Genomic DNA, 10,510 nt, shown 5'->3' with positions numbered 1-10,510 from the left:
CCGGAGGACGAGCTTGAGGATGCGGCTTGCATCTCATGCCCTGGGCTGAAGCCGGATGCGCCGGGATGCCCGGCATGGTTTGATGAACCGTGATGCCCGCTATGCGAGTGCGAGCCTGAAAACACCGCTGAAAACGCCGCTTGTATCGCGTGTCCCAGGCTAAGGCTTGATGCGCCGTGATGCGCGCCATGCGACTGCGGGCTTGAGAACATTGATTGCATCGCGTGCCCTGGAGACGATGCCGAACTGCCGTGACCGACACCGCCACCGCCACCATGTCCCACGCCGCCACCATGTCCCACGCCGCCGCCATGTCCCCCGGATCCACCAACGCCAGCTCCTACCCCGCCACCTGCTCCCGCTCCACTGCCGCCACCACCGCCGCCGCCGCCGCCGCCGCCACCACCACCACCACCACCGCCGCCGCCACCAGCGAGCAGCGGCCCGGACGTTGCGATCAACAATGCCGGTATTGCGGTTACTGCAAGAAGCTTTGCTACCCTGGTCACGTTGATCTCCTCTTCGCCTTCAATTCCGCGTCCAGCTCCAGGCTAGACTGCGGGGCTCGGCGGTGGTTGAAAGTCGAGCGCGCGACCAATGTTCCGCACAAAAAGTCATCGAATAAGGCGAACAGGCGCGCGCGCCGTTTTCTGCGCAGACTGTGACCAGAACGGCACATCTACCCGAGCGGCCCTCCCCGGCGAGATCACACGGCGCGCTTCCGACGGCCGTAAGTCGGGTTCGATCCCGCCCCTTCCAGGCGAGTGTCGTGGGGTCGGCACACGCTCGGGAGCGTTCCTGGATTCGCAAAATTCTCTGCAAATGCCTATCTTGGGTCGATGCGTATGGCGTACGAGCTCTGCCTGGCGACCGCCGGCAGGCAGGTCCCGTCAGGACCGGAGTGGATCCATGAAGTGAAGCATGACGGCTACCCGATGCTGGTCATCCGGGAGAACGAGCGCGTGCGGTTGCTCTCGCGCAACGGCACCGATTGGACGAAACGCTGTCCCTGGATCGCCGAGGCCGCGCTGAAAGACCCGCAGAAGCATTTCGCCATCGATGGCGAAGCTGTAGTCCTCGGCGTCGACGGCATCTCCGATTTCAACGCGCTGCACTCGCGCAAGCACGACCACGAGGTGTAGCTCTAATCGTCCCTACTGGCCCCCTCTGCGAAGTGTCCGCACTCGGCGTCGAGGTCCGGATACTACAGGCGCCCAGCTGCAAGGGCACTCGCCATCAGTTTGCGCAAACCAAATTTGTGGAAAGGAGTGATGGAGGACAGGTAGTACCGCCCGAAGCGATTGTGAACCATGCACAGAGTAGACACGACGACGCTTGGGCCGTTGCCATCGCGAACCTTCATGATCGACAGCCGGAAATCCATATGCTTGTTGTCCCGTCCCGCAACCAATTCGTCCGGCCCCAGAAAGACGATTGGCCAAGGGCCAATCTTCTGTCCCACGATATAACGATCCCTCTTTTCGATTTTCAGGATTTCCGAGGTGGTCGGCGTCTCAAGGCCAGCGAAGCCTGCAACCTTGTTCCGCGCAATCAGTAACAGGTTCATCCAGACCGGCCGGTGGGCAAAGATCGCAAAGAAGATTTCAACGACGCCAGCTTCGGGGCGGCGAAGTGGTGCGCGGTATGCGTCACTAAAATCCGCGCGTTCGATCAGAGTCTTGCCTAGGGCGCTTTCGGAAGGCACGTCGCACTCGACGACACTCATCCAAGTCTCGGAGTAATATGACGTTGCACCGCGGACGTTTGCAGGCGGAATAATAGCCTCGATTACGTCTAGACGTAATCCACCGCTCGTCCACCTTTGCCGCGGTGCATGAGTCTGGAAGTGGCCCTTCTGCGAAGTGACGGCACGTCTCAATCAGGTCAGCTCGGTGGGGCATAGCGGACCAGATTTGCTCAGGTTGAGTTCTTCGCATTTTGACCTGACGCAGTCCTCCTGTAGTTCCGAGCTAGTGTCAGCTCGTCGGGGTAAAGCGGACTCGTTGGGCTCAGCGGAGCTATTCCGAGTCTGACCCGAACCTGGCAGGTGGATACTTGTTGGGTCGGATTAGCAATTCCTTATACTCAAGCTGTCCAACGCCTCGCGTGCCTGGCCCAAGTCCACGCTATCGTTGCCGCCCTTAAACCAACCGTAAATGGGCGCGAGCAGCGCGCGCGCGTTATCAGATCGTCCGACATTCCGCCAGACCTGTGCCAGGCTTGTCGCGGTCCGCAGCTCGAATAGCCGCGCACTCTGCAGTCGCGCCGTTGCCAATCCTTGTTGGAACAACGCCTCCACCTCGGCGAGCGGTGCGCCTTGGGTCAGTCTCGTGCAGGCTCGGACACGAAACCCTTCAGCGTCGCTGTAGTGCTGCCCAGTCGTCTCGGCATCCGCCCGTGCTTGATCCAACAAAGCGATGGCCTGTTCGTTTCGCTGGTTCTGCATCAGTATTTCCGCTTGGCTGATCAGGAAAAATGGGCTCCAGATCCTGGTGTGCATCCTGCCGCGAATATCCGCGGCGCGGTGCATCCGCGCCACGCCAGTATCCAATGCGCCCGTTCTGGCCGAGGCCCAGCCTAGAAGCGCTTCCGCGAAGCCTTCCCAATAGAAAACATGATGGCGTTTCATGATCTCAGTGAGTTCTTCGGCAAGCTGGAAGACGGTGGCGAGATCCTGATCGACCATCGCTTTCATGGCGCAATGATAGATCGCATAGCAGCCCGTCAGGTGGTGCCCGCTTTCGCGCACCTCCGCTAGACTGCGCGCACATAGAGCCTCCGCCTCATCCAGATGACCGAGTTGTTGCGCCACGATTGAATACTGCGCCAATGTCGTTGGACGGGGAATTGTGAGATAGTTACCGAGTGTCGTCGCTGTGCCCTCGCGCTCGAATGCGTCAATCACCTCGATGAATCGCTCACGCGCGGTAGTCAGCTCACCACGCGCCAGCGCCACCATCGCGTTGATCCGAACTCCTTGTGCCACCGACGTCCCATCCCCGGCTTGGCGCGCAAGTTCAAGAAAACTCCCAACGTGCTCCGAGGTACGGGGGAAGTCGCACCGGACCAAAGCGCCGCCGGCCCGACCCCAGAGGATGCGCAACAGTTGTCCCGTTTCTCCCAAGTCCTGGCCAAGTTCAAGCAATCGGGCGTAATTCCGGTCCACCTCGGTCGCCGAATAGCCATGCGTCGCGTATAGCGGCTCGATCAGGGCAATCCGCATCTCGAATTCCCGGCGACGGATTGATGAATCATTCGGAAGCTGCGTCAGCAGCTTCAGTGCTCGCTCGAACTGGCCGATCGCTTCGATGTTGTCGGAGCGCCGCGCGGAGCGCAAAGCAGCCCGCTCCCACCATTCGATTGCTTCCGTGAAAAGGCCCGCTTCGCTGAAGTGATGGGCCAATAATCCCGGCTGCACCTCTGCTATCTGGGAGAACATGCTCAGCAACGTCTCGGCAATGCGCTGATGAAGCTTCTGGCGACGGGTCATCAGCAATGTCGAATAGGCGGCCTCCTGCACCAACGCGTGCTTGAAGGTATAAGTCGTCTGCGGGGGGCTACCTCTGGCGCTGATGAGGTCCGCCGCCTCGAGCAGCGTCAACGCGGCTTCAAGCTCTTTTGGCTTGGAAGGTACCACCGCAGCCAGCAGCTCAAACGAGAACTCCCGCCCGATTGCCGCACCAATTTGGGCAACGACCTTGCTGTCTGTCAGGCGGTCAAGACGGGCAAGCAATGAATCTTGCAGAGTTACCGGTATTGTGAGCTCGCCCGGTGCTCGCTGCTCGTCATAGGCATTGGCATTTGCCTCATACGGGCCGGACTCGATGACGACTTTCGTCAATTCCTCAATGAACAACGGCATTCCGTCCGTCTTGGCGACAATTTGCTCAACAACCACCTCAGACAAGTCTTTGCGCGCCACCCGCCTGACCAGTTCGTTCGACTGCTCCCGGCTGAGGCGGTTCAGGCTGAGCGAGGCAACCCGGTCGCGGCCGGTCCACGGGGGGCGGTAGTGCGGCCGGTGCGTGATCACACCCAGGATCCGGGCACTATGGTGCCGGCCCAAGCCGCGGGTGATCGCCTCAACCGTCGTTGGATCGATCCAATGCGCATCCTCCAGTATCCATAGCACCGGCTTCAGTTTCGACAGGTTCATCAGCCAATCATCCAGGGCTTCGAGTGTCAGGCTCTTGATTTGCTGGGGCGACGCCTCGTGCCTCGGGAGGCGATCGCCAAAGGGTATCGACAGCAGGTCGGCAAAAAGCGCGATCGTTTCGGGCGCAACATTTCCGAACTTCTGCATCACGGCGATGAGACGATCCAGCTTCTCGTCCGGCTCCATGTTCATGGTCAGTCCGACCGTGCGCTCGAAATTAGCGATGATCGGATGCAGCGCACTCGCGACGTGGAAGGGCGAGCATTGCAGACGAATGATGAAAGCACCTTCCGTTGCGACCCGGCTCGCAAGGGCCGCGCACATTCGCGACTTCCCGATCCCTGCTTCGCCCGTCAGCAAGACGATCTGACGCTCGCCTTCGCAGGCGGCCTGCCATCGCTCGAGCAACAGTGAAAGCTCATTCTCTCGGCCAACTATATCGGTCAGGTCGGCGTGATGTTTAGCCTCGAAGCGACTTTCGGCCGCCGTCTCACGCAGCACGCGCCAGACCGGCCGTGGGCCCGGCAGACCCTTCAAATCTCGCAAGCCCAGATACTCAAGCTCGAACATTCCTTCGATCAGCCGGCGTGTGCTGCCGGCAACCACGACTCCGTCGGGCGCCGCAAGAGCCTGCAGTCGTGCTGCCAACGCCGGGGTTTCTCCTACAACCGACTCTTCCCTGGCAGCGCCCTCGCCCAGGAGGTCACCAACCACGACGAGGCCGGTCGCGATGCCCGTCCGCACACGCAACGTTACATTGGGCAGGGTGACCAAGGTTGGCACCACTTGGCTCAGTTCAAGGCCAGCGCGCACGGCCCGTTCCGCGGCATCCTCCATGGCTGCGGGGTAGCCAAAATAGGCGACCATTCCGTCGCCGGTATATCTGGCAATGAACCCGCCAAGAGACGTCACAACGTTCGAGCACGCGTCGATGTAGACACCCATCACCTTGCGGAGTTCTTCCGGGTCGAGTTGAGAGGCAAGGACTGTCGACCCAACCATGTCGCAATTGAACACGGTCAATTGTCGCCTCTCGGCGTCCGATCGCGTTCGCACGAGTTTCTCGAGCGCGTTCTGCTCGGTCATGTCTCGCCCGAGGAGCGCGTCGATCGCCTTCAACAGCTTTTTGCGGTGCCCCAGCGGTACACCCAGCCGCGCCAAGTCATCATCCGTTAGGTCGGGCAGAACATCGCAGTCTATCGCCTGCTCGGAAAACAGGGCCCCGTACTGGCCAAGCCCAACTCCTTCAAGCCACGCATCCAAATCCAGACGCTGGACGACATTGCGTCCTCCAGAGCACTGCCGCCCTATTTCACTTGCTCGCTCTGGTCCCGGCAAGAGTCCACCTCATTGTGTCCTGGGTGGCATAGGTCCAAAGATGCGCGTGCTATTTGGTCTGGCTTCGTCGGTATAAGCTAGTAGCGGCTCAACTCCCCAGTTCGCTCGATCAGCGCGACCAACGGCAAGGGGTTAAGAGCGCAGGATCGCGCCTCGTTCGTCGCCTGTCAACTGAAGGACTAGAAGGTCTGTTGTGGGAGAGCATGCGGACCAGATCGGCGCGGTCCGTCACTTCCGAATCTGGCCCGTAGCTAACCTTTGCCGAGAACGCCGCAATGTCTACTTCCGGGAGATTAGCGGACCAAGGTCACGCTGCCGAGGTCCGCTTGTGACACCTCAACCGAAAGCCCGTCCAACTGCCAACCGAGGTAACACTTGCGTTGGCGTGTCAGCCTTTACCAGCCAATCGTGGCTCGATCGCGAAGATCACTGCGCCTGCTTCAAATAGGCTTCGACCTCCAACAGGTCCCGCTGCGCCGGAAATGACATGAGAGCCTGAGCCGGACTGCACCACGGGTAAGGAAGCGAAGATAGCCAGCGCATCACGCCATCGAGTTGCGTGCCTGAAAGGATTTTCATGACTTCTATGGTGATGACGAGCCTCACCACTCTTCCGTCCTCATTGAAATGCCAGTCGTAACGTCCACATCCAACTCGCAAAGGCTGTCCGGTGGCTCTTGCGGACATCCCAACCAACCAATGGCACTGAAAGCGGGCTCGGTCGGTCTCGGAGGGTTGGGATAGGCAGAACGTATAGATGTTCTCGTATTCGACACCGAAGCGACGAACCAAAACGTCCTCCACGGTGCTCAAGCCGGTCGCCGTGCTGGGAAATGAAATGGCGTCGGTCTTGACCACCATCTCTAGTGCAACGTCTTCAGAGAACGTCTGTCTCATCAAGAACGGGCGGTTGCCGTCCTTGGCCAAGATGTAGTTGCTTACTGCTTCGGCGGGCGACGGCATGGGGCCCAGCTTAGCACATTCAAGTTCCAATGCACCTCACCCCGAGCGGCGGCCCCGGGAATGTCTGCTCTCGTGACGCTGTCGGGGCCTAAGCAGACGGGATCGCCGGAGGGTCCCGCACAGAACCCGGAGAGATGGCTGCGCACAAAAAAACAAGTGTCAGTGACTGGTACCGGTACCTGACCGGACTCAATCCCGCGGGATCGCCCCACCCTTGACTTCAAACTGCTCGACTTAGAGGAACGGCCGCTGCCATGGTAACAGCAGGAGGGTGTATTCATCGACGTCCGCTATGCCCCGGTCGCGACCAAATTCTGCATCGCCGCGAAATGCCGCGACGGGCCAATAGGCGACGTCAAGCTACTACGACGCCGCCACGCCCCCCGCGCGCGACTCTCGGAGCGCGCCGCCCCTCAGGGGAAGCGGCTGGTCGCCAAGCAGCACCTTCACCACCACGTCACGCGCATTGCTGGGATCAAGCGAGTGCTTTGCGATCAGGTCGCTACAGTCGGCGACGATCTGGTCGGCGTCCTGCATGATCTTGAGCTCTTTGTAGCGATCGTGCCGATGCAGGCCCATGCTTTCGCCAACCACTTCAAGGATATTTATGATGCGGAATGGCCAGTCACGCTCGTGCGCGCACAGTTCGCGATGATCGGAATGATAGACCGCGACCAGTGCATCGACACCTGCATCGCGCGCCGCCTCAAGTTCCATAAGTTGCAATTCGCGCTTGAACTTTGGAAGTACGCCAACATCCACACTCTGCAAACCCACCGCCGGCTGGTTCAGATCGACGAGTTCGATACCGGGGACCGTCGTCAGGACTTCAGCGGCGGCTTCCACGACGCCGGCCACGCCGGGATGCTTGTGCAGTGCGACCCGCATTTCGACCCTGCGCTGAAGGTGCGGCTTTAGCTGCGACAGCCGGTCACCGAGAAAGCGCATGAACGGGCTCATCTCGAACGGGCGGGAGCCACGCTGCCGCTCCACCGTTGGCAGGATGGTTTCCGTGTACTGAACGTAGCACGACGGGCACCAGGAGATCACCTGCCCCGAGTTGGAGTGCGACAGCTTTTCCATAGTACTCGAGCCCATACGACCGGCCATTTCTACGTCCCCCGACTTGAGTTGGAGGATGCCGCAACAATGGCTCGGTCCGCCCATCACCTGGTAACTGACCCCGAGCGCATCCATGATATCGAGGGCAATCAAGGCGATGTGCGGCGTCTTGAGCACATTGCAGCCCGTGTAAAACACGAAGTCCGGCGCCTCAACGGGCGTGGAGACCGACGCCGATTTCTGACCCAGTCGTTCGAGCACGTCCGTATCGAGTTGCAGGCGCGAAAGCATGCTCACTCCGCGACTGCCGTCGCGGTACTTCTCGACACCCTGTCGGCGTCGTTCGGCAAGCTCATTGTCCGACTTCGCGATGCCAAACCGCGCCATGCTCAGCAAGAAACGCGGATTGACGCCATAGTCGCACGCCTTGATGCATGCCCCGCTCCGCATGCAGGACTGCGCCCATTTGCGCGACGCTTCCGGGCCGTCGCCGGTACGTACCAGTTCGAGGATGCCGCCGATGATGTCTTCGGACTTTGTCCCCAAGATGCCGGCCGGCTCGACACTCGGACAAGCCTCGACGCATTTCCCGCATCGCGTACAGGCGTAGAGCATTTCTTCGACATATTCAACCAGGGTCGTCTCGAATGGGACCTCGTTCATCGGCTGCATGACCAACTCCAGACATGCTGTCGGATCAGCTACGTGCGGCACATGACAACTTCGGAACCTAACCCACAAATGGCGAGCTGTACACGAGCAGGCTGCGATCGGGATTTGTCGCCTTTGGGTCTTGGCTGTGTGAAAAGGCGAAGACGCTTGCGCGCGATAGAACAAGTTATTCATCCAAGACCGATCTGGCGCTCAAGCTCGCAAGCGATTTCAACTTAGATGACGAACTGAAATCGCGTCGGTGCTCGTCAAGGCCGCACGGTCGTCATGTCCGCTTCGCGGCGAAAGCGACCAAAATACTGCGTCGCCGCGAATTGACGCGAAGGGTAGAGTCGAGATGTGGCGCGGTGGCGGTAGGCTGAACATATCTGTTGGCCGCCTCTTTCGTCTGGCGGTGCCTTAGTAGTTCACCCTTGGCTCCGTTTCCACATCCCGCTCATCGAACCGGACAGGCAGATTTCCCGCATCCGGCTCTCGGACAAGACTTCAAGCCTTCGCCCACGGCATGTCGCGCCCAAGCGCGGTTAGGCGTACGAGCCCGAAGTACCCGTATAGGTGCGAGAGTGGATAGGTTCCGCCCCTGCGTCGCCTGACCTTGTGCTTGAAGCGCAACCACCGGCGCAACCGCGCAGCCGCGTAATTGTCGAGCGCCCGATACGCTTTGGTGACGGTGCCTACATTGAAGTAGTTCGCCCATCCGCGCAGCGTGCGGTTCAACTGGCCTACGAGCTCCGTGGTCTCTTGCCAAGTTCCTGATCGGGCGGTGAGCGCGTGAATGCTTTCGATCACGCGTTTGATGCTCTTGCGCGATGGCCGGTAGCCCAGGCGCGCCTGGCCGGTTTTCGCTGAGTACATCCGCCCGAACGTGTAGCCCAGGAAGTCGAACTCTCCTTCCGGTACCTTGCAGATTCGTGTCTTCTCCTCGTTGACCATCAGCTTCAGCCTTCCCATGATCATGCGCAGTTGTCGCAAGGCCTCTTCAGCTTTGCCCCGCCTGCACAGGATTACGAGATCGTCGGCATAGGTCACGATGCGAGAGCCAAGGCTTCGCTCCAGCCCGAGCATCTTCCATCCCAGCACAAACCGGCGCATGTACAGGTTCGCCAGCAGTGGTGAGATGGGTGAGCCTTGCGGGATGCCTCGCCGCTTGTCCCGTGCCTCGGTCGTCCGTTTCTTCCTTCCTCGATCGTCGGTTTCTTCCACGGGACATTCCAGCCACATCTTGATCAGATGCAGCACGCGCCGATCAACAATTCGGCGCGCTACCGACTTGAGAAGTTCGGCATGCGGAATGCTTCCGAAGTAGTCCGCGAGGTCGGCATCCACGACTTCCGGATGGCCACGGAACAGCTGCGCTTCCACCTCGACCACCGCCTGCTGGGCGTTTCGCCCGGTGCGGTAGGCATATTGCTCTGGTGGAAGATCGGCTTCAAAGATCGGCTGAAGCACCAGCATCGCTGCTGTCATGCAGACCCGATCACGCACGGTCGAGATGCCCAATGGCCTGAGTTTGCCATTGGCCTTCGGTATATACACTCTTCTGATAGGGTCCGGTCGATACGTCTCCTGCCTGAGCGCAAGCGCCAGTTCGCCAAGCCACCGCTGCACCCCGTACGCCTCGAGCTCCGCGAAGTCCTGCCCATCTACACCCGGTGCGCCCTTGTTGGAGCGGCATTGAGCATAGGCATGGGCCAAGATGTCTTCCCGGCTGATCTTGTCGTACAGAGCGTAAAAGCGGTAGCCGGCTTCTGCCTTCGCTTTCGCGTGTAACGCCGTCTGCAGTTTCTGAACACTCTTTGGAGTTGTTAGGTTGCCCAATCCCCAGGTCCCTCACCACGTCTTGCGTTCGTCTTGAACTGAGGTCCCTTCCCTCCGCCGGCGTTACCCGGCTTCAGCGGTACTACAAACCTCTCCGCCACCTCAAGGCGCCCGGCCTGTCCCTCGCGGGCGTCCGGTTGATCATCCCTGACCACGCCTTGGGGCCTCCCGTGTTGCGTACGCTTTCCTGGTGTACATGCCGTCGCCACTACCCCGGCACAGCGACTGGAGGTATTGCTTCGCTCACGTCGCCCCAGTCGTGTCAGCCTTCCCTGATATGGCCGTCAGGTCGGCCCGTGCATCGTCCTTTTCGAGGCTTGCTCAGCGTTCACTCGCGTTACGGCCTGCACACTCGCGCTGTCACCGTATATCGTGACAGCTATCCGAAGGCTTCAGCCACTTCGTCACCTCCATAGCTGCTCCGGTTGCTTCCGGCTGGAGCGTTTCGCCGGGTGGGACTTGCACCCACTGGAAAGCGCCGCCTTCTCACGGCGCACGCCA

The 10,510-nt window shown here is 60.2% G+C and carries 7 protein-coding genes; 2 read left to right on the top strand and 5 right to left on the bottom strand.

Going from position 1 to position 10,510, the window contains the following annotated elements:
• Window positions 1-251 precede the first annotated feature (251 nt).
• Both YUU_RS60800 and YUU_RS54575 read left to right on the top strand, forming a co-directional pair.
• Window positions 252-665, top strand: coding sequence for a hypothetical protein (locus YUU_RS60800; RefSeq protein WP_198031983.1), 414 nt, complete (start codon window positions 252-254; stop codon window positions 663-665).
• A 180-nt stretch (window positions 666-845) separates the two neighbouring features.
• Window positions 846-1,142: a DNA ligase gene (locus YUU_RS54575; RefSeq protein ID WP_035665294.1), complete on the top strand. Its 297-nt coding sequence runs from the start codon at window positions 846-848 to the stop codon at window positions 1,140-1,142.
• A gap of 62 nt (window positions 1,143-1,204) precedes the next feature.
• On the opposite strand, the gene YUU_RS0145935 is transcribed toward YUU_RS54575, so the two are convergent.
• The 5 genes from YUU_RS0145935 to ltrA all read right to left on the bottom strand — a co-directional run bounded on the left by YUU_RS0145935 (window position 1,205) and on the right by ltrA (window position 10,009).
• Window positions 1,205-1,726 carry a DUF2867 domain-containing protein gene (locus tag YUU_RS0145935; protein ID WP_027528118.1) on the bottom strand — a complete coding sequence of 174 codons (522 nt, stop codon included), beginning with the start codon at window positions 1,724-1,726 and terminating at the stop codon, window positions 1,205-1,207.
• A 342-nt stretch (window positions 1,727-2,068) separates the two neighbouring features.
• On the bottom strand, window positions 2,069-5,419 hold the full coding sequence (locus YUU_RS0145930; RefSeq protein WP_245288331.1) for an AAA family ATPase: 3,351 nt from the start codon (window positions 5,417-5,419) through the stop codon (window positions 2,069-2,071).
• Window positions 5,420-5,920: 501 nt separating this feature from the next.
• Window positions 5,921-6,457, bottom strand: coding sequence for a hypothetical protein (locus YUU_RS0145925; protein ID WP_027528116.1), 537 nt, complete (start codon window positions 6,455-6,457; stop codon window positions 5,921-5,923).
• Between the two features lie 363 nt (window positions 6,458-6,820).
• A complete protein-coding gene (locus YUU_RS0145920; RefSeq protein ID WP_027528115.1) occupies window positions 6,821-8,191 on the bottom strand; it encodes a (Fe-S)-binding protein in 1,371 nt (456 codons plus the stop codon).
• Between the two features lie 486 nt (window positions 8,192-8,677).
• Window positions 8,678-10,009, bottom strand: coding sequence for a group II intron reverse transcriptase/maturase (ltrA, locus tag YUU_RS0145915; RefSeq protein ID WP_051389937.1), 1,332 nt, complete (start codon window positions 10,007-10,009; stop codon window positions 8,678-8,680).
• Window positions 10,010-10,510: the final 501 nt, after the last annotated feature.

It is taken from the genome of Bradyrhizobium sp. Ec3.3 (assembly GCF_000472925.1).
In the GTDB taxonomy this organism is placed as follows: Bacteria; Pseudomonadota; Alphaproteobacteria; order Rhizobiales; family Xanthobacteraceae; genus Bradyrhizobium.
The sequence above is the reverse complement of the archived record's forward strand: the minus strand, read 5'-3'. Positions and strand labels throughout refer to the sequence as shown.